Source organism: Williamsia sp. MIQD14 (genome assembly GCF_051025635.1).
Classification (GTDB): Bacteria; Actinomycetota; Actinomycetes; order Mycobacteriales; family Mycobacteriaceae; genus Williamsia_A.
This window is the reverse complement of sequence record NZ_JBPFDG010000001.1, coordinates 301,653-321,922: the sequence shown is the minus strand read 5'-3', so window position 1 is coordinate 321,922 and position 20,270 is coordinate 301,653. Positions and strand designations below refer to the sequence as shown.

Sequence of the window (20,270 nt, the reverse complement as noted above, 5' to 3'; positions counted from 1 at the left end):
GCTACAGTGTCCACAACGCATACAAACTAGAACACGTTCCACCTCGGGTGGGCGCGTGGCGAGCGAGCCGAGGTCGAGACTCTCATGGCGCATGTGATCACACAGCCGTGCTGCAACGATGCGAGCTGCATCTCCGTCTGTCCGGTGAACTGCATTCATCCGACACCCGACGAGCCGGAGTTCGTCACAGCGGAGATGCTCTACATCGATCCCGACACCTGCATCGACTGCGGTGCGTGCATCGACGAGTGTCCGGTGGAGGCGATCTTCCCCGACGACCAGCTCGACACCAAGGGCGAGCGATACCTGCAGATCAACGCCGACTACTACACCGACCACGACGTCTCCGGCGGCCTGGTCCCCCCGCGCAAGCAGCCCCCGCTGCCGCAGGGCAAGGAACTCCACGTCGCCATCATCGGCGCCGGTCCGGCCGCGTTCTACGCCGCCGAGGAGCTCGTCCGTCATTCCGCGGTCCGCGTCGACATGTTCGACCGTCTGCCCACCCCGTACGGACTGGTGCGTGCCGGCGTGGCGCCCGACCATCCCTCGACGAAGGGTGTGGAGAAGCAGTTCGCCGCGACCGCCAACAAGCGCACCTTCGAGTACTTCCTCAACGTCGAGGTCGGCACCCACGTCAACCACGACGAACTGCTCGAGCACTATTCGGCGGTCATCTACGCCGTCGGCGCCTCGACCGACAAGCGCCTGGGCATCCCCGGTGAGGACCTGCCCGGGTCGATCCCCGCGACGGAGTTCGTGGCCTGGTACAACGGCCACCCCGACTACGCCGACCTCGACTTCGACCTGTCGAGCGAACGCGCGGTGGTCGTCGGCAACGGCAACGTGGCCCTCGACGTCGCGCGCATCCTGCTGACCGATCCCGACACCCTCGCCACGACCGACATCGCCGACCACGCGATCGAACGCATGCGGACGAGCAACGTCCGAGAGGTGATCCTGCTGGGTCGACGCGGCATCGCCCAGGCGGCCTACACCAACGCGGAGTTCCTCGCGATGGGTGATCTGGCCGGTGTCGACGTCGTCATCGACCCGGCCGAACTGACGCTCGACGCCGCGTCGGAGGAGGGCCTGGCCGACGGGACGCTCGACTCCACCATCGCCGCAAAGATCCGTATCGCCCGGGAGTTCTCCGAGCGTGGCGAGACCGGTGCGGCCAAGCGTGTGGTGTTCCGCTACCTGGTGTCGCCGGTCGAGTTGAGCGCAGACGGCCCCGAGGGCGAGGCGGGTGCGGTCTCGAAGCTGGTCTGTGTGCGCAACGCACTCGTGGACGGTGAGCGTGTCGCGGTCACGCCGACCGACGAGACCTTCGACATCGAGACCTCGATCGTCATGCGGGCCATCGGATATCGCGGGGTGCCGGTCACCGACCTGCCGTTCGACGAGGCCCATGGCGTGGTGCCCAACGCCGAGGGACGTGTGCTCGCCGAGGTCGACGGGGACGTGCTGCCCGGGGTGTACGTCACCGGGTGGATCAAGCGCGGTGCGACCGGCGGCATCGGCATGAACCGCCTCGACGGCCAGCAGACCGCGCTCGCGGTGCTCGCCGATTTCACCGAGGGCGTGTTGGGCGAGCCGTCCTCGCCGCGTGAGAAGATCGCCGAACTCGTCTCCGGTCGCGGTGCCCACCGCATCGACGGCAGCGGGTGGAAGAGTATCGACGCCGCAGAGAAGTCCGCGGGTCGCGAGGCGGGCCGCCGCCGGGTGAAGTTGGTCCGTGTCCACGAACTCGAGGGCGCCGCCGCAGGCTGATCGCTTCGCCCCGTCCGAGAAAGACTCCCACCAGAAAGAGGGTCGTGCGTGCGCATCGCTCTGCTGTCCTACCGGAGCAAACCCCACTGCGGTGGCCAGGGCGTCTACGTCCGCCATCTCGCGCGTGAACTCGCCGTCCTCGGCCACAGCGTGGAGGTGTTCTCCGGTCAGCCCTACCCCGACCTCGACGAGGTCGCCTACGACCACGGCGTGCGCCTGACGAAGGTGCCGAGCCTCGATCTCTACGGTGAGCCCCACCCGTTCCGCACCCCGCGTCCCCGCGAGATCCGCGACTGGATCGACGTGCTCGAGGTGGCGACCATGTGGACCGCGGGCTTCCCCGAGCCGCTCACGTTCAGCCTGCGGATGGCGCGAATCCTCAAGGCGCGGCGTGACGATTTCGACGTCGTGCACGACAACCAGTGTCTCGGTTGGGGTCTGCTCGACATCCAGCGTCGCGGTCTGCCGGTGGTCGCGACCATCCATCACCCGATCACCCGCGACCGGACGCTCGCGGTGAAGGCCGCGCGTGGATGGCGGAAGCTGACCGCGATCCGCTGGCACGCCTTCGCCCGGATGCAGGGCAGCGTCTCGCGCCGGATCCCCGCGCTTCTCACGGTGTCGAAGAGCAGTGAGGTCGACATCCGCAAGGCGTTCGACATCGAACCCGGTGTGATCGAGACGATCCCGCTCGGCGTGGACACCGAGATCTTCCGGCCCCGCGGAGAGCGTGTGGCCGGTCGGGTGGTGTGTGTCGCGAGTGCCGACGCCCCGCTCAAGGGTGTGTCGTACCTGCTCGAGGCGGTAGCCAAGCTGGGGGCCGAGCGTGCGGTCGAACTGGTGCTGGTGTCCAAGCTCGATCCCGAGGGCCCGAGCGCACGGATGATCAGCGACCTCGCCATCGCCGACCGCGTGTCGGTCGTGTCGGGACTCACCGATACCGAACTGGGAGAGCTGATCTCGTCGGCCGAGGTCGCCTGCGTGCCCTCGCTGTACGAGGGTTTCTCGCTACCGGTCATCGAGGCCATGAGCTGCGGCACGCCGTTGGTGGTCACCACGGCCGGGGCCATCCCCGAGGTCGCCGGTGCCGACGGCGAGGCCGCACTGCACGTGCCGCCCATGGACTCCGGCGCGCTCGCGTCGGCGATCGGACGACTGCTCGACGACCCCGCCCTGCGGACACGGCTCGGTGCCGGAGGTCGTGCCCGCGTCCAGTCGCGCTACAGCTGGTCCGCCGTCGCCGCGCGGACCGCCGCCCACTACACGCGTGCGATAGCCGCGAAGACAACAGGAGATGCTCGTGCTGACAGTTGATTTCGACCGCCTCGGCGTCACGTCGGGAACCACGGCGATCGACATCGGTGCCGGACAGGGACGACACTCCTATGAGATGTTCCGGCGCGGTGCCGACGTCATCGCCTTCGACCAGTCCGAGTCGGACATGGGCGAGGTGTCGGAGATGTTCGATGCCATGATCGCCGAGAAGCAGGTGCCCGCCTCGGCCAAGGCGCGCACCGAGGTGGGCGACGCACTCCATCTCCCGTACGCGGACAACAGCTTCGACGTGGTGTTGATGTCGGAGATCCTCGAGCACGTGCCCGCCGACACCGAGGCCATGGCCGAGATGGTGCGCATCCTCAAGCCCGGCGGACGTGCCGCGGTGACCGTGCCCCGATACTGGCCCGAACGTGTCTGTTGGGCGTTCTCCGACCAGTACCACGCCAACGAGGGCGGCCACGTGCGCATCTACCGCGCGTCGGAACTCGCGGCGAAGCTCGCCGCGGCCGGCCTCGAGGTCACCGGTACCGATCACCGCCACGCGCTGCACGCACCGTACTGGTGGCTCAAGTGCGCCGTCGGTGTCGAGAACAACGACAACCCGCTGGTGAAGGGGTACCACCGGATGTTGGTGTGGGACATGATGAGTGCCCCGGCACTCACCCGGGTCGCCGAGCGCGCGCTGAACCCGTTGGTCGGCAAGTCCGTCGTCCTGTACCTCACGAAACCCGCCTGAGGTATGGCCCGGACACCTTCCGTACCGGGCGTCCTGACCTCCGAGCAGTGCCGCGAGACCGGCGCCGCGATCGCGGCGATGCAGGAGCCCTCCGGTGCGCTGCCGTGGTTTCCCGGCGGCCAGACCGACCCCTGGGATCACATCGAGTCGGCGATGGCGCTGTCGGTGACGGGGATGCTCGCCGAGGCCGAGAAGGCCTACGAGTGGTCGCGACGGACCCAGCGACCCGACGGGTCGTGGCCCATCAAGTTCGTGAACGGCCGTGTGGCCGACGCCAACACCGACGCGAACTTCTGCGCCTACATCGCCGTCGGGGTGTGGCACCACCACCTCATCACCGGTGATCGTGCGTTCCTGGAACACATGTGGCCCACGGTGTGGTCGGCGATCGACCTCGTCCTGCGTTTCCAGGCCCCCAGTGGTCAGATGTACTGGGGCGGTGGACATCCGTTACCGCACACCGGCGGACAGTTCGGTCTCGCCGACGGCGTCTTCGAGTCGGCGATGCTCACCGGCAGCGCCAGTATCCATCAGGCGCTGGGATGTGCCGCGCTCATCGCCGAGGCGGTCGGTCAGCCGGCGCCGGCCTGGCGCGACGCGCAGATGCGGCTCGGGCACGCGCTGCGCCGGCACACAGCACATTTCCTGCCGCCGTCGGACCACTCGATGGACTGGTACTACCCGGTGCTCGGCGGCGCGGTGCGCGGTCGGGCCGGGCAGGAGTTGATCGCGCAGCGGTGGGACGAGTTCGTCGTGGACGGCCTCGGTATCCGGTGCGTCGATCACCGTCCGTGGGTGACCGGGGCGGAGACGTGCGAGCTGGTGTTGGCGATGGACTGCCTGGGCGACGACGCCGACGCCTGCCGGCTGTTCGCCGACATGCAGCATCTGCGCGACCCCGACGGTTCGTACTGGACGGGTCTGGTGTTCTCCGACGGCAAACGGTGGCCGGTGGAGAAGAGTTGCTGGACGTCGGCGGTGGTGGTGCTCGCCGCCGACGCACTGAGTCGTACCTCGCGCGCGAACGGCATCTTCCGCGACGCCGATCCGCTGCGCGACGTCACCGTCCCGGCCGCCGACGTACCCGGCCTTTCCTGCGACTGCACAATTGCCTAGACTGGTGTCCAGACGCGCGTCGAGCTGACGGGCGCGGACTCCGGAGGACCGATGGAATACGGAATCGTGCAGTTCACGAGCGACCGCGGTCTCCGGCCCGCGGTGCTGGCCCCGCTCGTGGAGGACGCGGGTTTCGCCGCGTACTTCGTGCCCGAACACAGCCACATCCCGACCCGACGCGATGCGGCCCACCCGCAGACCGGTGACGCCTCGCTGCCCGACGACCGTTATATGCGCACGCTCGACCCGTGGGTGTCGCTCGGCGCGGCCGCCGCGGTGACCACGAGGATCCGGCTCGGTACGGCGGTCGCACTTCCCGTGCAGTCCGACCCGCTCACCCTCGCCAAACAGATCGCCACCCTCGACCACCTGTCCGACGGACGCGTCACCCTCGGTGTCGGATTCGGCTGGAACCTCGACGAACTCGGCGACCACCACGTGCCGGCCGGTCGGCGTCGCACCATGCTGCGCGAGTACCTCGAGGCGATGCGCGCGCTGTGGTCGCAGGAGGAGGCCGAGTACTCCGGGGAGTTCGTGCAGTTCGGTCCGAGCTGGGCGTGGCCCAAGACCGCCCAACAACCCGGCGTACCGGTGATCGTCGGAGCCGGCGCCACCGAGAAGAACTTCACCTGGATCGCCAAGAACGCCGACGGATGGCTCACCACCCCCACCGACACCGACATCGACGACTCGGTGCGCCTGCTCCAGAAGATCTGGGCCGACCACGGACGGACCGGGGCGCCGCAGATCGTGGCGCTCGACGGCAGGCCCGACCCCGAGAAGCTCGCGCGCTGGGACGATCTCGGTGTCACCCTCGCGCTGTACGGCGTCCCCGACCAGGACGTCGAGACCGCCCGCGGCTACCTCGCCAAGCGGGCCGGCCAACTCGGTCTCGCCTAGAACTCCGCGGAGATCGTCCGAATACAGGGCCGCCTCCGGGTATACGCCGGAGGCGGGCCTCAGCTCGGACGATCTCGGCGCATCCGATGGCGTTCGGGCAGCGTGATCGCGCGGATCGACCCGAGCACGCCGTCCCAGTCGTAGAGGATGTCGTCATAGGTGAGACGCATGGTCAGCCAGCCACGTTCGAGCGCGACCCGGTCACGACGGCGGTCGTTGCGGTAGTTCGCCAGACTCGTGTGATGGGACTTGCTGTCGCATTCGATGAGCAGCTTGCCCACCCGCAGATCGACCCTGCCGACACCCGGGATCCGCGGCTGGACGATCACCACGAAGTTCAGCGCACGCAACCGCACCCGCACCAACGATTCCGTGCCCGACTGTGAGTGCTCGTCGCACTTGTCCAGCACTGCGCGACCGCGGGGACCGAGGACGGACACGATGTCGGCACGATGAGCGAGGGATGATTCCAGCACCGAGTCGCACGCCGCGATCCAGTGCTCCTCGGTCATACATCGGCGCGCGTACCCGAGCGCGACATCGACGGGATCGACCGCCACGGCGGTCGGCGGTGGCGGTCCGTCGCCGCGGCAACTACGTGCCGCTGATGCGCGCAGGCTCTTGCTGGTGCGGACGTGCGTGACGTCGTGACCCGGGGCGATCCACGCTCCGTGGGCCCGCAACGCCGAGACGCACCCGAGGACGCCGCCGCTGCAGACCGCCGAGACCACGGTCGGATCGGCGTCCGGGCGTGCGTACCAGCCCGGACGCAGACGAATCAGGTCGCCGGCGTGCGTTGCGCGGCGGATCTGCGACTGCGAGGCTCCGAGCCGCAGGAGGTGGGCGGTGGTGAACACTCCGTGGTCCATACGGTCTCGGACGCGTGGAGTGCCCGGAAGGATCCACCGAGATCGTCCGAATACAGGGCCGCCTCTGGGCATACGCCGGAGGCGGGCCTCAGCTCGGACGATGTCGGCGCGGGGTCAGCGGATCCGTTCGAGTACGCGCAGCGAGCCGTGGACACCGACCTCGGTGAAATCCCCCGAGGCCAGGGCCTTCTCGTAGATCTCGAACGGGGGCCTGCCGCCGTCGGCGGGATCGGGGAACACGTCGTGGATAAGCAGGGCGCCACCGACGCGGACCCAGGGCGACCACGCGGCGAGATCGCCCTGGGCGGCCTCGCTGCTGTGGCCGCCGTCGATGAAGACGAAATCCGCCGGCCGGCCCCACACGCGTGCGGCGGTGGTCGACCGGGTCAGCATGCCGATCACCGTCTCCTCGAGACCGGCGTCGAACATGGTGCGGCGGAACCGCGCCGAGGTGTCGAGGGTGCCGGTGTGGGGGTCGACCAGCGCGGTGTCGTGGTACTCCCACCCGGGCTGGTGTTCCTCGGACCCACGGTGGTGATCGACGGTGACCACGGTGGCCCCGAGGGGTTGCGCGGCCGCGCCGAGGTACACCGTCGACTTGCCGCAGTAGGTGCCGATCTCGACACCGATCCCGACCGCGTCATCCTTCGACAGGTACTGTCGCGCAACGTCGTACAGGGCCATGGCCTCGTCGGCGGGCATGAAGCCGGGAGCGGCGTCGGCGGCGGCGATCTGGGTCTGCGTGGGCGCGACGCCGGCGTCGGCACGAGGTGTGGTCATGACGCTGATCCTATTCCGCCCGCCCGCGTAGGGTTACCCGCATGAAGGCACAGGTGCTCACCTCCGAGACCGGCCCGGGCGGGCTGGCACTGACCGACGTCGACGACCCGACCCCCGCGGAGGGTCAGGTGCTCGTCGACATCAAATCGTGCGGGGTCTGTTTCCCCGATCTGCTCATGTCGCAGGGCAAGTACCAGCTCCGCCTGCCCACACCGTTCACGCCCGGCACCGAGGTCGCCGGCGTGGTCGCCGAGGCCCCCGAGGGATCGGGGTACTCGGTGGGGGATCGGGTGTTGGTGATGTCGGTCGTGGGCGGCTTCGCCGAGAAGGTCGCCGCGGCGCCCGCGCAGCTGCTCCCCATCCCCGAGGGCCTGACGTTCGACGAGGGCGCGGCGCTGGGCATCAACTTCCAGACCGCCCTGTTCGCACTGCAGACCCGCGCACACCTGCAACCCGGCGAGACCGTCGGCGTGCTCGGCAGTGCCGGTGGTGTCGGCGTCGCGACCATCGCCGTCGCCAAGGCGCTCGGCGCCCGGGTCATCGCGATCGTGCACCGCACCGGCGCCGAGGACATGCTGAGGGCCACCGGGGCCGACGAGGTCGTGTCGCTCACCGAGGGCTGGGGCGACCGGGTGAAGGAACTCACCGGCGGCACCGGTGTCGACGTCCTCATCGACCCGGTGGGTGGCGAGGTGTTCGACGAGGCGCTGCGACAGGTGGCGATCGACGGCCGCTTCGTGGTCATCGGGTTCGCCGCCGGCGGCATCCCGCAGGTGAAGTTGAACCGTGTTCTGTTCCGCAACATCGCGGTCGTCGGGGCCGCGTGGGGCGAATACCTGCGCACCCACCCGAACCTCCCGACCGAGCTGCACGAGCAGTTGACCACCATGATCGCCGACGGGATGCGCCCGCCGGTCAACCGGACCTATCCGCTCGCCGAACTGCCGCAGGCACTCTCAGATCTCGAGAACGGGCAGATCCTCGGCAAGGCGGTCATCCACATCGCCGACTGATCGCACCCACCCTCCATCCTGGGGAGACATCATGTGTCGCAACATCACCGAGCTGCGCGGACTGGAACCGCCGGCGACCGTGGTCGAGATCGAGGCCGCATCGAGGCAGTACGTGCGCAAGGTCAGCGGGATCGCGAAGACCTCGCCGGCCAACATCGAGGCGTTCGAGGCCGCGGTGGCGACCGTGACCGCGGCGACCACGGCGCTGCTCGACGCGCTGCCTGCGCGACGTCAGCCGCCCCGCACGGTGCCGCCGCTGCGGAGGCCCGAGGTACAGGCCCGCATCGCCGCCCGTGCGGCGGCCGGTCAGGCGCGGTAGTCGACCGGTAGCGCTTTCACCCCGTTGATCCACCCCGACCGAAGGCGCGTGGGGTCGGCCAGCTTGGTGATGTCGGGCGCGAGGTCGGCGATCGCGTTGAACATGATGTCGACCTCCATGCGGGCCAGGTTCGCGCCGACGCAGTAGTGTGCCCCGCTGCCCCCGAATGCCAGATGCGGGTTCGGGTTCCGGGTGATGTCGAACGTCCGGGGGTTCTCGAACACCTCGTCGTCGAAGTTGGCGGAGCTGTAGAACATCCCGACCCGCTCGCCCGCACGGACGGTGACGTCGCCGAGGGTGACGTCGTTGATCGCCGTGCGTTGGAAGCAGTGCACCGGGGTCGCCCACCGGATCACCTCGTCGGCGGCGGTGGCGGGTCGCTCGCGCTTGAACAGCTCCCACTGGTCGGGGTGGTCGAGGAACGCGTTCATGCCGTGGCTGATCGCGTTGCGGGTGGTCTCGTTACCGGCCACGGCGATCAGGATGACGAAGAAGCCGAACTCGGCCTCGTCGAGCGCCTCACCGTCGACATCGGCGTTGACCAGGGTGGTGATGATGTCCTCGGCCGGATTCTTGCGACGGTCCTCGGCCATCGCGTAGGCGTAGCCGAGCAGCGCGGCGTTTGCCTCCGCGGCGTCGATGTCGCCGTAGTCGGGGTCGTCGGTGTTCATCACCGCGTTGCTCCACCTGAACAACTTCTCGCGGTCCTCGGCGGGCACCCCGATGAGGTCGGCGATGGCCGACAGCGGGAGGCCCACGGCGACGTCGTCGACGAAATTGCCGGTACCGTCGGCGATCGCGGCCGTGACGATCTCGCGGGCACGCGCGTCGAGGACCTCGTGCAGCGCGTTGACCGCGCGGGGGGTGAACAGGCGCGACACCACCTTGCGCAACCGGGTGTGCTCCGGCGGATCATGGTTGATCAGCATGGCCTTGGTGTACTCGAGCAACTCCGGGGTCATCATGTCCGGCAGGCGCATCACCGCGCCCTGGGTGTTGGACGACCAATCCGTGGAGTTCTTCGAGATGGCCCGGATGTCGGAGTGTCGGGTGGCCACCCAGTAGCCGCGGTCGCGGAACGGCCCGACCTCAGGATCTTGGTCGATCCAGAAGATGCGCCTGCTCTCGCGCATCCGGGTGAACTCGTGGTGCGGCATCCCGTTCTCCAGAAGGGTCGGATCGGTGAGATCCCAGTCGGCGCCGAACGGACAACGGGTGGGCAGTTCGGTCGTCATCGGGTTCCTTTCTTCTGGGGCTCGATGAAGATGCCCTCGGCGGTCACCGTGATGCCCTCGGCGTCGGACAGCGAACCCCGGACGGTGCGTTTCCGGCCCTCGGACGCGACCACCTCGGCCTCGAGGTGCACCGCTCCCAACGGGGTTGCGCGGACGTATCGCAGGGTCAGAGTCCCTGTCATCGCGCTCGCGGCCTCGCCCAGGATGTGATCGAGCAGCAACGCACAGATGCCGCCGTGCACGAGTCCGGGTGGGCCTTCGTAGGCCGCGCCCAGTACGACGTCGGCCACGCGCCGACGATCACCGTCACGGGTCACCACCATCGGGGGCGCGATCGCGTTGCGGATGCCGATCGCCGGGTTGCCCCAGGGCATCCCGGTCCCGTCGGCGGTGTACCGCACGCCGTGCGGACCGTCGCTCTGCTGGGCGCGCAACAGGGCCGAGGCCCGATCGATCAGCTCACGCGCCGCACCGATGGAGTCGGGATCGACCTCGGTGCGGATGGTGGCGTCGACAAGCCCCCGCACCGAGTCGGTCAGGGGTGTGTAGACGCCGGTGCGTCGTGCCACCTCCTCGGACGTGATGTCCTCGAAGACAAACTGCCTCAACGATTCTTCTCGAAGTTGTCGATGACCCTACCGAAGGTGAAGTTCAGCTTCGTGCCGAGCGGCCACCCGATGTAGTAGCAGAGGAACAGGGCGATCTCGCGGAGCTGATCGGGTTCGAGCTCCCCGTTGCCCAACGCGGCCCCGGCCTGGATCTCGGCGACATCGTCGAGGCCGGAGGCGGCGAGCGCGCCGAGCAGCAGCAGGCGACGGTCGCGGACGGTGAGCCCCTCCCGGGTCCACACCTCGCCGAACAGGTGATCAGCGGTGTGCGCGAAATAGTCGCCCGGGCCGTCGGACAGGTCGAAGCCATAGACCTCGGCCATCTTGGCCAGACCCCTACGGCGTTGTTCGGACTGGGGTTGTTCGCTCATCTCGGTCATCGGGTGACTCCGTTCTGATGGTGGGTCGCGATGTCGCCCGGTCCCACGCCGAGCCCGTCACCGAGTCGTTCGAGTGAGATGCGGCCGAGGGGGAGGTCGACGTCGAGGTCATCGGCGAGATCGAGCGCGAGCGCGACATCCTTCTCGCCGAGTCCGCGCACGTGGGTGAACACCGAGTGCCAGAAGTCGTCGTCGTCGATCGGTGCGGTGGTGTCGCGCAGCATGATCGCCCCGGCGCCGCCGGTGATCGCGTCGGTGTGGCGCACGACCTTGCCCAGTTTCACGATGTCGATCCCGGCGGCCTCGGCCAGTCGACTCGCCTCGGTCGCCGCGGTGAACGAGATGAAGTGGAGGAGGTTGCGCGCCAACTTCATCCGGGTGCCCGCGCCGACATCTCCGGCGTGGATGGTCATGTCCGATGCCAGGGCGAACACGGGCTCGACCGTCTCGTAGGCGGTACGCGGACCGCCGACCATGATGGCGAGTCGGCCCTGCTCGGCGCCGGGTGCGCCTCCGGACACCGGTGCGTCGACGAGGTCGACGCCCTGTTCAGCGCAGATCTCGGCGAGTTCGACGGCTGTGGCCGGCGCGATGGTCGAGTGCACGGCGATCACGGTTCCGGGCGTGGCTGTCTCGAGGATCCCGCCGGGACCGGTCACCACCGACCGGACCTGCTCATCGTCGAGGACGGTGATCGAGATGACGCGTGCGGTGGCTGCGACCTCGGCGGCCGTCGCCACGGCGGTGGCGCCCGCGGCGACCACCTTCTCGGTCGCCTCGGGGCGGGCATCGCAGACCACGAGGCCACCCGGCCATGCGACGAATCGCTGGGCGATGGGCCCACCCATGTTGCCCAGGCCGATGAACCCGACGGGGAACGCCGTGTCAGTATCCGCGGCGGTCATGACCGGATGATCTGTCCGCCATCGACGTTGAAGATCTGCCCGGTGATCCAGGAGGCCTCGTCGGACAGCAGGAACAGGCAGGTGCCCTCGAGGTCCTGCGGCGTGCCCATGCGCGACAGCGGCAGCTTCTTGACGATGTCGGCGACCATCTTTCCCGGAGTCGTGGTGCGGGTGGCCTCGGTGTCGATGGGGCCGGGCGCGATCGCGTTGACCCGGATCCCGGAACCGCCGAGCTCGGTCGCGAGTTGCTGGGTCAGGCCGTTGATCCCGACCTTGGCCAGGCCGTAGAAACCGCTGTAGAGCCATGCCGCGGTGGAGGACTGGTTGACGATGGCGCTGCCCGGCTGCATGTGGCCGTAGACCGCGCGGGTCACGTTGAGCGCCCCGTCGAGGTTCACACTCATGAACTTCTTGTAGTAGTCCCACGGAACGGTGACGAGGAAGTCGAGTTGCATGCCGCCATAGATGGCGGCGTTGTTGATCAGGTAGTCGATCTGGCCGTAGGCCTCGAGGGTCGCCTGTGCGAGAGCCTTCGCAGACGCCTCGTCGGCGACGTCGGTGTGGACGTAGAGCCCGCCGACGTCGGCCGCGACCTTCTCACCCGCCTCGTCGGACAGATCGGCGACGACCACGTGGGCGCCCTCGGCGGCCAGTGCGCGTGCGTAGCCCTCGCCGATGCCGCCCGCGGCTCCGGTGACGATGGCGGTCTTACCTTCGAACCTCATCAATTGCTCTTCTCTGCAGGGGTGTTCGTGGGTGGGAACGGTCAGGCCGGGGTGGCGACGGCCTTGGTCTCGAGGTACTCCTCGAAGCCGAGTGCGCCCATCTCGCGTCCGATGCCGGACTGTTTGTATCCGCCGAAGGGGACGTCGGCGCCGTACCAGATGCCGCCGTTGACGCTCATGGTCCCGGTGCGCACGCCGTCGACGACGTGGTCGATCCGGTCGGGGTCGGTGCCCCACACCGCGCCGGACAGGCCGTAGGGGGAGTCGTTGGCGATGCGGATCGCGTCGTCGTCGCCGTCGTGCGGGAGGATCACGAGCACGGGACCGAAGATCTCCTCCTGCGCCGCACGGGCTGAGTTGTCGAGACCCGAGATGAGGGTGGGTTCGACGAAGAACCCCTTCGGATGTTTTGCCGGTCGGCCACCGCCGATCTCGACGGTGCCGCCCTCCTCGACCGCGATCGCGATGTAGGACTCCACCCGATCACGCTGCACGGCCGAGATCACCGGACCGCAGATGGTGCCGGGATCGGTGGGGTCCCCGGCCTCGAGGCCCGCCATGGACTTCCGGGTGTAGCGGATGGCGTCGTCGTACCGCTCGCGGGGCACCACCAGCCGGGTGGTGATGGCGCAGCCCTGCCCGGCGTGGGTCACGACACTGAACCCGGCCATCGAGCAGGCCGCCATGAGGTCGGCGTCGTCGAGCACGATGAACGCCGACTTGCCGCCCAGTTCGAGGAAGACTTTCTTGAGAGTGCCTGCAGCGGCGGTCATCACGGCTTTGCCGGTGGTGGTCGAGCCGGTGAACGAGATGATGTCGACGCGCGGGTCCTCCGACAGCATCGCCCCCACGGAGTGGTCGCTGGAGGTGACGATGTTGATGACGCCGGCGGGGATGTCGGTCTCGGTGGCGATGACCGAGCCGACCAGAGCCGCACACCACGGGGTGTCGGGGGCGGGCTTCAAGACGACCGTGCACCCGGCGGCGAGCGCGGGGCCGATCTTCGCGAAGTTGATCTGGTGGGGGAAGTTCCACGGGGTGATCGCGCCGACGACCCCCACGGCCTCCCGCTTGATGATCCGCTGATTGGGGATGCCCATGGGTTCGGCGCGACCGAGGTCGGTCTCCCACGCGAAGCTCTCGGCGAGGTCCGCGCAGTAGCCGAGGTCGGCGATCGGGCCCTCGAGCTGCGGTCCGGTGGTGAGGAACGCCGGAGCCCCCACCTCGGCGATGGTGATCTCTCGGAGCTCCTCGATGTGGCCCTGCAACGCATCGCGCAGTTGGCGCAGGCATCGGGCACGGAAGGCGTGGTCGCGTGACCAGGTGGTGGTGTCGAAAGCCGTTCGCGCAGCGGCGATCGCGGCGTCCATGTCGTCGGCGGTGCCGTCGGCGGCGAGGCCGATGACCTCCTCGGTCGCCGGGTTGACGATCTCGAACGTCCCGCCCGATCCGGGACGCAGCTCCCCGTCGATGAGGAGGTCCGAGCTCACCGCCGGGCGGAGGTTCCGTACCGCGACGTCGGGCTGCACCATGGGCCGAACTCCTATCTGGACACGTGTCTGGACTCGCGTTCAAAGCTAATGTAGCGTGGCGGTCATGTCCACCCCCGTATTCGGTGAATCCGGCCCCAGTTCGCACGAGTCCACGCGTCGCAGGCTGACGAACCAGCAGGCCGAGACCGTCGCGAAGCTGACCGAAGCGGCGCGGGAGGTGTTGGGCGAGGACGGTTTCGAGGGGATGACGATCCGCTCGGTCGCCAAGCGCGCCGGCGTCGCACCGGCCACGGCCTACACCTACTTCAGCTCGAAGAACCACATCGTGGCCGAACTGTTCTGGCGCATGCTGGTCACCTCGGTGCCCGAACCCGATGTCACGTCACCGCCCGCGGCACGAGCAGCCGACGTGTTGCGCCACGTCGCCCTCGTGGTGGCGGGGGAGGACCAGCTCGCCGGTGCGGTGACGGTCGCGCTGCTCGGCACCGACCCCGACGTCGAGCATCTGCGGTTGCGGGTCGGGGTATTCATCCGGGAGCGTCTCGCGGCGGCGCTCGGCGTGCCCATGGACTCCGACGACCGCCGGATCGAGCTGCTCGAGATGCTGTACTCCGGTGCCCTCGTCCGTGCGGGCATGGGCTATGGCTCGTACTCCGACATCGCCGACCGGTTGGCCGACGCCGCCAAGCTGCTCCTGGAGGAGCTCGCGTGACCACCGGCACCGACACGGCGGGCATGGAGAGCCGGGTTCCGTTCGACCCGTACGACTACGCGTTCCACGAGGACCCGTACCCCACCTACGCGCGCCTGCGCACCGAGGCGCCCGTGTACTTCAACGCGGAGAAAGATTTCTGGGCGCTGTCACGACATGCCGACGTCCGCGCGGCGTTCCGTGACGCGCCGCGGTTGTCGAACAGCTGGGGTGTGTCGATGGATCCCGCGGCGTACGGTCCGGATGCGCACCTGGCCATGTCGTTTCTCGCGCTCGACGACCCGAAACACATGCGCATCCGCAAGCTGGTGTCGAAGGGGTTCACACCGAACCGGGTCAACCAGCTCACCGAACGCATCACCGAGCTGACCCACCAGCACTGGGACCGCTGCCTGCAGAAGGGCGAGTTCGACTACGTCTCCGACTTCGCCGGTCTGCTGCCGATGGACGTGGTCTCCGAACTGCTGGTGGTGCCGCAGGCCGATCGGGCCAGGCTCCGACAACTCTCCGATGACCTCATCCATCGTGACGAGGGCGTCCATGACGTCCCGCCCGCCGCGGTCGAGGCGTATTTCGCTCTGGCGCAGTACTACTCCGACCTCATCGAGGACCGCCGGAAGAACCCCGGGACCGACATGGTGTCGGTCCTCATCGAAGCCGAAGTGCAGGACGACGCAACCGGCGCGCCGACGCAGCTGACGTCGGACGAGATCATCGGCTTCCTCATCCTGATGATCGTGGCCGGCAACGAGACCACCACGAAATTGCTCGCGAACGCGATGTACTGGGCGTTCGTCAACCCCGACGAGTTCACGAAGGTGTTCGCCGACCCCGAACTGACCCCGGCGTGGACCGAGGAGACGTTGCGCTACGACAACTCCACGCAGATCGTGCTGCGGCGTGTCCTCGAGGACGTGGAGTACGGCGGGTACACGATCCCGGCCGGACAGCGGGTCCTGCTGCTGTTGGGCTCGGCCAACCGCGACGACGAGGTGTTCGACGACCCCGACGCCTACCGCATCGGACGGGACAGTTCGCAGGCGCTCACCAGTTTCGGTCTGGGCACCCACTTCTGCCTCGGTGCCCATCTCGCGCGTCTCGAGGCCAACGTCGCGCTGTCGGAGATCATGCGGTCGGCGTCGGGCATCGATCTCGATCTCGACCGCGCGGTCCGCGTGCACTCGGTCAACGTGCGTGGGTTCGCCTCGCTCCCGATGTCCGTGACGGCGCGGTAGATGCCACGCTTCCCCGCGCACCCCGACCGCCGACCTGTCCTCATCGCCGGCGGGTCGTCGGGCATCGGTGCCGCCACCGGCGTGATGCTCGGTGCCGCCGGGTATCCCGTCGCCCTCGGCGCGCGCCGAGTGGAGAAGTCGCAGGAGTTCGCCGACCAGATCGTCGCGGCGGGCGGCGAGGCGATCGCGGTGCCCCTCGACGTCACCGACGTCAGCTCGATCGACGAATGTGTCACGAGAGCCGAGGCCGAACTCGGCCCACTCGAAATCGTGGTGTCCGGCGCCGGCGACCTGTGGCCCGGGCGCACCCACGAGATGTCCGACGAGGAGTTCGCCGACCAGGTCGCGATCCATCTCCTCGGTGCGCAGCGGCTCTACCGCCGCATCGTTCCGGAGATGATCGATCGTCGGCGGGGCGATGTCGTGTTCATCAGCTCCGATGTGGCCGATGATCCCCGCCCACACATGGGTGCCTACGCCGCCGCCAAGGCCGGTGTCGAGGCGTTGGCCCGCGTCGCACGACAGGAACTCGAGGGCACCGGGGTCCGCGCCAGCCTGGTCCGTCCCGGCCAGGTGATGACCGGGATGGGCATGAACTTCGAACCGGAGATGGCGGAGGCGATGCTCACCGACTGGGTGTCGTTCGGGTTCGCCCGCCACGGTTTCTTCCTCAAACCGGTCCACCTCGCGACCGCCATCACCACCATCGTCAGGATGCCGCGCGGGTCGCACATGCGCCTGGTCGAGGTGGAAGCCGAGGCGCCGATAGTCGATACGCCGCACAGGAATCCGGACCAGCAAGGAGACAACCCATGACGCTCACCAGACCCGCACGGGTGTCGGGAGGTGAGGGCGAACACGGCCACCTCGACGAACTGGCCGCCGACCCGATCGGCCTGTTCTGGCGGATCCGCGAGGAGTGCGGCGATGTCGGGCAGTTCCAGCTCGCCGACCGCGAGATCGTGCTCGTGACGGGGGCCACCGCCAACGAGGAGTTCTTCCGTGCGCCCGAAGAGGACCTCGATCAGGCGGCCGCGTACCCGTTCATGACGCCGATCTTCGGTGAGGGCGTCGTCTTCGACGCGAGCCCGGAGGAACGATCGCAGGCCATCCACAATTCGGCGCTCAAAGCGCAGCACATGAAGCAGCACGCGATCACGATCCCGAACGAGGTCGAGCGCATCATCGCCGACTGGGGCGACGAGGGCGAGATCGACCTGCTGGAGTTCTTTGCAGAGCTGACGCTGTACACGTCCTCGGCGTGCCTGATCGGTCGAAAGTTCCGGGAGCAGTTGACCGGTCACATCGCGCATCTGTTCCACGACCTTGAAAAGGGCACCGACCCCATCGCCTACGTCGACTACCACGCCGACATCGAGAGCTTCCGCAAACGCGACGAATCCCGCACCGAACTGCAGGCGTTCATCCAGGGTGTGATGAACGAGCGGATCGCCCATCCGCCGGAGAACAAAGACGACCGGGATCTGATGGACGTGCTGGTGTCGGTGGGGTTCGACGCCAACACCATCACCGGCATGTTCATCTCGATGATGTTTGCGGGCCACCACACCACCTCGGGCACCGCCGCCTGGACGCTCATCGAACTGCTGCGCCACCCCGACCACATGGCGCAGGTGGTCGCCGAGCTCGACGAGATCTTCCGCGACACCCCCGCCGGCGAGCGACCGGAGTACACCTTCGCCCACACCCGGCAGATGCCCAAGGTGGAGGCCGCGCTCAAAGAGGCGCTGCGCCTGCACCCTCCGCTGATCATCCTGATGCGGGTGGTCCGCAACGACATCCACATCGAGGGGGTCGAGATCGCCGCCGGCCAGTCCATCGCGGTGTCGCCCGCGATCTCGAACCGTCTGCCCGAGGATTTCCCCGATCCCGACACCTTCGATCCGGAGCGGTACGCGAAGCCGCGACAGGAGGATCTCGCGAACCGGTGGACCTGGATCCCGTTCGGCGCCGGCCGACACCGCTGTGTCGGAGCGCAGTTCGCCGTCATGCAGCTCAAGGCTATCTTCTCGGTGCTGCTGCAGAACTACGAGTTCGAGATGACCCAGCCGTCGGACTCCTACCGTAACGACCACTCGAAGATGGTGGTCCAGCTGCAGCAGCCCTGTCGGGTCGCCTATCGCAGGCGCGTCCGGTGAGGATCGAGGTCGACCGCGACATCTGTCAGGGACACGGCATGTGCGAGATGGAGGCGCCGGAGTTGTTCCGGGCGAAGGCCGACACCGTCGACCTCCTCGACCCCGCTCCCGACGAGTCGCGACGCGACGAGGTCGAACGTGCCGTCCAGTACTGCCCCACCCAGGCCCTGCGCATCATCGACGACCAGGAAGGCTAGATCTCCATGGCTTTTGACCGATCCGAACTCGACGAGATGGTGCAGCGGTGGCTGCAGGCGAACCGTGACGGCGAGAAGGCGGGGAACTGGCGCAATCTCGCCGAGTTCTACACCGCCGACGCCACCTACGGGTGGAACTACGGTCCGAAGGACGACTTCATGGCCGTCGGCCGTGACGAGATCCGCGACATCGCCATCGGGCTCGAGATGGACGGACTCGACGGGTGGACCTATCCGTACCAGTCCTGGGTGATCGACGAGACCACCGGCGACATGCTCGGTCTGTGGAAGCAGGTCTTCGACGCGACTCGCGCCGACGGCACCCGCTACGCCCTCGAGGGCATCCAGGGCAGCTGGTTCAAGTACGGCGGGAACTTTCAGTTCCGTTGGCAGCGCGACTTCTTCGACTACGGGAACGTCGTCGCCCTGTTCATGGAGATGATCACCGACGGCGTCCTGACCGAGGGCATGAGTGCACGGATGAACCGGGTGGCGAACGCGACCGAACGGCTGCCGGGCTGGTATCCGCTCGGCAAGACCCCCGTCCCGATGTGGTGAGGGCTGCCTGACGTGTCGTATTCCGAACTGTCCCAGGAAGAACTGGCCGTCCTCGTCCCCGAACTGCTGCTCGCCGGCCAGCTGATCGACCGCAGCGCGATGGCCCACGTCATCGGCGACTTCGGCCGGGACGTGATGGCGCAGGTGGCCATCGAGGAGTGGATGGCGGCGAGCCCGGTCTACACCGCGCGGATGCGCCGCGCCATGGGCGTCGACGGTGACGGTGTCGTGGACATGTTCAAGTGTCTGCAGCTCGACATCGGGGCCCCGCCACAGTTCATGGACTTCCGCTACTCGGTGATCGACGAGTACCACGGGAGTTTCGTGCTCGACCACTGCGGTGCGCTGATGGACGTCGAACCGATGGGCGAGGACTACGTGACCGCGATGTGTCACGACATCGAGGACCCCACCTTCGACGCCACGGCGATCGCCACGAACCGGCGGGCCCGCATCCGTCCGGTGCACCGGCCGCCCCGCCGTCCGGAGAACCGCACCCCGCACTGCGAGTGGCTCGTGACCATCGAGCCCGACCGCGACGAACTCGAGCTCCCGGACTACACGCACGCGATGTTCGCCACCCGCGCAGCCGATCTCGAGCTCTCGGAGATCGACCGTTCCGAGAAGGGGTGGATCGACTACTCGGGCGACCTCCTCGACGATCTGCAGTTCCGCGACTGGGCGCACAGCACCCTGGTGCGCACGGCCGAGGAGGTGGCCGTACAGCACCAGTTGCTCATCATGGGATTCATCGGTGCGGTGTCGCGCCGTACGTCGGACACCCACGCGCGCGAACTCCTCGGCAAGGCGGTCACCGGGATCGCCGGTCTGACCGCGGAGCGCATCCGGGTCGCCCTCGGGATCGGCGGTGACGCAGCCGGTCTGGCGCGCGTGCTGTCACTGCACCCGGCCCTGGGGCCAGAGCAGTACGTGGGGCTCGGGATCATCACCACCGGCACCGGTGCGAGTGCGGGTGTGTCGGTGCGTATCCCTCAGGGCAGTGCGGCGGTCGCCGACCAGAGCTGGCTGGTCCACCTCGACCCCGACAACCTGCTCCCGCTGCAGGCGATCGCGACCGCGGTCGACCCGCACTGGGTGGTGCAGGGTGCTCGGGTGGAAGCGGGCTTCCTCACCGTCGACATCGGCTGGGGCGCCGAGCAGCGCGAACGCAAGGAGGTCGCCGTGGTCCGCTTCAGCGGCGGCGCGAGCTTCCGGTTCGACGATCGCGGCGCGCCCAGTTCCATCATGCCCCTGTCGATCACACCGGTGTAGGAGCTCTCCC

Annotated in this window: 22 protein-coding genes; 14 read left to right on the top strand and 8 right to left on the bottom strand. The window is 68.2% G+C overall.

Translation table 11 applies throughout. The annotated features are described in order from the left end of the window. The first annotated feature begins 84 nt into the window (after positions 1-84). Genes ACQ7HM_RS01225 through ACQ7HM_RS01205 form a run of 5 tightly spaced genes read left to right on the top strand, consistent with a single transcriptional unit; the run spans position 85 to position 5,800 of the window. Entirely contained in the window at positions 85-1,770 is a 1,686-nt protein-coding gene (locus ACQ7HM_RS01225) for an FAD-dependent oxidoreductase (RefSeq protein ID WP_434214426.1), read from the top strand. A gap of 48 nt (positions 1,771-1,818) precedes the next feature. Next, the gene (locus ACQ7HM_RS01220) at positions 1,819-3,084 is read left to right on the top strand and encodes a glycosyltransferase family 4 protein (RefSeq protein WP_434214425.1); all 1,266 of its coding nucleotides are present in this window, start codon (positions 1,819-1,821) and stop codon (positions 3,082-3,084) included. Next, on the top strand, positions 3,071-3,784 hold the full coding sequence (locus tag ACQ7HM_RS01215; RefSeq protein ID WP_434214424.1) for a class I SAM-dependent methyltransferase: 714 nt from the start codon (positions 3,071-3,073) through the stop codon (positions 3,782-3,784). Before ACQ7HM_RS01220 ends, ACQ7HM_RS01215 begins: the two co-directional genes overlap by 14 nt. Before the next feature lie 3 nt (positions 3,785-3,787). Beyond that, positions 3,788-4,900: a prenyltransferase gene (locus ACQ7HM_RS01210; protein WP_434214423.1), complete on the top strand. Its 1,113-nt coding sequence runs from the start codon at positions 3,788-3,790 to the stop codon at positions 4,898-4,900. Positions 4,901-4,951: 51 nt separating this feature from the next. Continuing rightward, positions 4,952-5,800, top strand: coding sequence for an LLM class F420-dependent oxidoreductase (locus tag ACQ7HM_RS01205; protein ID WP_434214422.1), 849 nt, complete (start codon positions 4,952-4,954; stop codon positions 5,798-5,800). A gap of 59 nt (positions 5,801-5,859) precedes the next feature. Here ACQ7HM_RS01205 and ACQ7HM_RS01200 read toward each other — a convergent pair whose 3' ends face one another. Then, positions 5,860-6,657: a hypothetical protein gene (locus ACQ7HM_RS01200; protein ID WP_434214421.1), complete on the bottom strand. Its 798-nt coding sequence runs from the start codon at positions 6,655-6,657 to the stop codon at positions 5,860-5,862. Positions 6,658-6,783: 126 nt separating this feature from the next. Then, entirely contained in the window at positions 6,784-7,449 is a 666-nt protein-coding gene (locus ACQ7HM_RS01195) for a class I SAM-dependent methyltransferase (protein ID WP_434214420.1), read from the bottom strand. Positions 7,450-7,490: 41 nt separating this feature from the next. Here ACQ7HM_RS01195 and ACQ7HM_RS01190 point away from each other — a divergent pair, with 41 nt between their 5' ends. Both ACQ7HM_RS01190 and ACQ7HM_RS01185 read left to right on the top strand, forming a co-directional pair. Continuing rightward, positions 7,491-8,462 (top strand): NADPH:quinone oxidoreductase family protein, encoded by a 972-nt coding sequence (locus ACQ7HM_RS01190; RefSeq protein ID WP_434214419.1) that lies wholly within the window; start codon positions 7,491-7,493, stop codon positions 8,460-8,462. A 31-nt stretch (positions 8,463-8,493) separates the two neighbouring features. Then, complete coding sequence (locus tag ACQ7HM_RS01185; protein ID WP_434214418.1) at positions 8,494-8,781, top strand: DUF2277 domain-containing protein; 288 nt, start codon at positions 8,494-8,496, stop codon at positions 8,779-8,781. On the opposite strand, the gene ACQ7HM_RS01180 is transcribed toward ACQ7HM_RS01185, so the two are convergent. The 6 genes from ACQ7HM_RS01180 to ACQ7HM_RS01155 are packed head-to-tail and all read right to left on the bottom strand — an operon-like array spanning position 8,769 to position 14,166. Next, on the bottom strand, positions 8,769-10,016 hold the full coding sequence (locus tag ACQ7HM_RS01180; RefSeq protein WP_434214417.1) for a cytochrome P450: 1,248 nt from the start codon (positions 10,014-10,016) through the stop codon (positions 8,769-8,771). The genes ACQ7HM_RS01185 and ACQ7HM_RS01180 overlap by 13 nt on opposite strands. Continuing rightward, positions 10,013-10,624: a PaaI family thioesterase gene (locus ACQ7HM_RS01175; protein ID WP_434214416.1), complete on the bottom strand. Its 612-nt coding sequence runs from the start codon at positions 10,622-10,624 to the stop codon at positions 10,013-10,015. Before ACQ7HM_RS01175 ends, ACQ7HM_RS01180 begins: the two co-directional genes overlap by 4 nt. After that, positions 10,621-11,004, bottom strand: a complete 384-nt coding sequence (locus ACQ7HM_RS01170) for a carboxymuconolactone decarboxylase family protein (RefSeq protein ID WP_434214415.1) — start codon at positions 11,002-11,004, stop codon at positions 10,621-10,623. Before ACQ7HM_RS01170 ends, ACQ7HM_RS01175 begins: the two co-directional genes overlap by 4 nt. Next, the gene (locus ACQ7HM_RS01165; RefSeq protein WP_434214414.1) at positions 11,001-11,909 is read right to left on the bottom strand and encodes an NAD(P)-dependent oxidoreductase; all 909 of its coding nucleotides are present in this window, start codon (positions 11,907-11,909) and stop codon (positions 11,001-11,003) included. The genes ACQ7HM_RS01170 and ACQ7HM_RS01165 overlap by 4 nt, the downstream gene beginning before the upstream one ends. Continuing rightward, positions 11,906-12,634, bottom strand: a complete 729-nt coding sequence (locus ACQ7HM_RS01160) for an SDR family oxidoreductase (RefSeq protein ID WP_434214413.1) — start codon at positions 12,632-12,634, stop codon at positions 11,906-11,908. Before ACQ7HM_RS01160 ends, ACQ7HM_RS01165 begins: the two co-directional genes overlap by 4 nt. A gap of 41 nt (positions 12,635-12,675) precedes the next feature. Next, positions 12,676-14,166: an aldehyde dehydrogenase gene (locus tag ACQ7HM_RS01155; protein WP_434214412.1), complete on the bottom strand. Its 1,491-nt coding sequence runs from the start codon at positions 14,164-14,166 to the stop codon at positions 12,676-12,678. Positions 14,167-14,230: 64 nt separating this feature from the next. Between ACQ7HM_RS01155 and ACQ7HM_RS01150 the strand changes: the two genes are divergently transcribed. Genes ACQ7HM_RS01150 through ACQ7HM_RS01120 form a run of 7 tightly spaced genes read left to right on the top strand, consistent with a single transcriptional unit; the run spans position 14,231 to position 20,260 of the window. Beyond that, positions 14,231-14,839 carry a TetR/AcrR family transcriptional regulator gene (locus ACQ7HM_RS01150; protein ID WP_434214411.1) on the top strand — a complete coding sequence of 203 codons (609 nt, stop codon included), beginning with the start codon at positions 14,231-14,233 and terminating at the stop codon, positions 14,837-14,839. A gap of 23 nt (positions 14,840-14,862) precedes the next feature. Then, the gene (locus tag ACQ7HM_RS01145) at positions 14,863-16,074 is read left to right on the top strand and encodes a cytochrome P450 (protein ID WP_434215596.1); all 1,212 of its coding nucleotides are present in this window, start codon (positions 14,863-14,865) and stop codon (positions 16,072-16,074) included. Then, positions 16,075-16,890 carry an SDR family oxidoreductase gene (locus ACQ7HM_RS01140; protein WP_434214410.1) on the top strand — a complete coding sequence of 272 codons (816 nt, stop codon included), beginning with the start codon at positions 16,075-16,077 and terminating at the stop codon, positions 16,888-16,890. Then, positions 16,887-18,233 carry a cytochrome P450 gene (locus tag ACQ7HM_RS01135; RefSeq protein WP_434214409.1) on the top strand — a complete coding sequence of 449 codons (1,347 nt, stop codon included), beginning with the start codon at positions 16,887-16,889 and terminating at the stop codon, positions 18,231-18,233. Before ACQ7HM_RS01140 ends, ACQ7HM_RS01135 begins: the two co-directional genes overlap by 4 nt. Next, positions 18,230-18,430 carry a ferredoxin gene (locus ACQ7HM_RS01130; RefSeq protein ID WP_434214408.1) on the top strand — a complete coding sequence of 67 codons (201 nt, stop codon included), beginning with the start codon at positions 18,230-18,232 and terminating at the stop codon, positions 18,428-18,430. The genes ACQ7HM_RS01135 and ACQ7HM_RS01130 overlap by 4 nt, the downstream gene beginning before the upstream one ends. 6 nt (positions 18,431-18,436) lie before the next feature. Next, on the top strand, positions 18,437-18,988 hold the full coding sequence (locus ACQ7HM_RS01125) for a nuclear transport factor 2 family protein (RefSeq protein ID WP_434214407.1): 552 nt from the start codon (positions 18,437-18,439) through the stop codon (positions 18,986-18,988). A gap of 3 nt (positions 18,989-18,991) precedes the next feature. Beyond that, positions 18,992-20,260 carry a hypothetical protein gene (locus tag ACQ7HM_RS01120; RefSeq protein WP_434215595.1) on the top strand — a complete coding sequence of 423 codons (1,269 nt, stop codon included), beginning with the start codon at positions 18,992-18,994 and terminating at the stop codon, positions 20,258-20,260. Positions 20,261-20,270: the final 10 nt, after the last annotated feature.

Bases quoted from the DNA above. Each gene is read 5' to 3' on its own strand.
- ACQ7HM_RS01225 (WP_434214426.1), top strand. From the start codon at position 85: ATGGCGCATGTGATCACACAGCCGTGCTGCAACGATGCGAGCTGCATC.
- ACQ7HM_RS01210 (WP_434214423.1), top strand. From the start codon at position 3,788: ATGGCCCGGACACCTTCCGTACCGGGCGTCCTGACCTCCGAGCAGTGC.
- ACQ7HM_RS01205 (WP_434214422.1), top strand. From the start codon at position 4,952: ATGGAATACGGAATCGTGCAGTTCACGAGCGACCGCGGTCTCCGGCCC.
- ACQ7HM_RS01195 (WP_434214420.1), bottom strand. From the start codon at position 7,449: ATGACCACACCTCGTGCCGACGCCGGCGTCGCGCCCACGCAGACCCAG.
- ACQ7HM_RS01190 (WP_434214419.1), top strand. From the start codon at position 7,491: ATGAAGGCACAGGTGCTCACCTCCGAGACCGGCCCGGGCGGGCTGGCA.
- ACQ7HM_RS01185 (WP_434214418.1), top strand. From the start codon at position 8,494: ATGTGTCGCAACATCACCGAGCTGCGCGGACTGGAACCGCCGGCGACC.
- ACQ7HM_RS01180 (WP_434214417.1), bottom strand. From the start codon at position 10,016: ATGACGACCGAACTGCCCACCCGTTGTCCGTTCGGCGCCGACTGGGAT.
- ACQ7HM_RS01170 (WP_434214415.1), bottom strand. From the start codon at position 11,004: ATGACCGAGATGAGCGAACAACCCCAGTCCGAACAACGCCGTAGGGGT.
- ACQ7HM_RS01165 (WP_434214414.1), bottom strand. From the start codon at position 11,909: ATGACCGCCGCGGATACTGACACGGCGTTCCCCGTCGGGTTCATCGGC.
- ACQ7HM_RS01160 (WP_434214413.1), bottom strand. From the start codon at position 12,634: ATGAGGTTCGAAGGTAAGACCGCCATCGTCACCGGAGCCGCGGGCGGC.
- ACQ7HM_RS01155 (WP_434214412.1), bottom strand. From the start codon at position 14,166: ATGGTGCAGCCCGACGTCGCGGTACGGAACCTCCGCCCGGCGGTGAGC.
- ACQ7HM_RS01150 (WP_434214411.1), top strand. From the start codon at position 14,231: ATGTCCACCCCCGTATTCGGTGAATCCGGCCCCAGTTCGCACGAGTCC.
- ACQ7HM_RS01145 (WP_434215596.1), top strand. From the start codon at position 14,863: ATGGAGAGCCGGGTTCCGTTCGACCCGTACGACTACGCGTTCCACGAG.
- ACQ7HM_RS01140 (WP_434214410.1), top strand. From the start codon at position 16,075: ATGCCACGCTTCCCCGCGCACCCCGACCGCCGACCTGTCCTCATCGCC.
- ACQ7HM_RS01135 (WP_434214409.1), top strand. From the start codon at position 16,887: ATGACGCTCACCAGACCCGCACGGGTGTCGGGAGGTGAGGGCGAACAC.
- ACQ7HM_RS01125 (WP_434214407.1), top strand. From the start codon at position 18,437: ATGGCTTTTGACCGATCCGAACTCGACGAGATGGTGCAGCGGTGGCTG.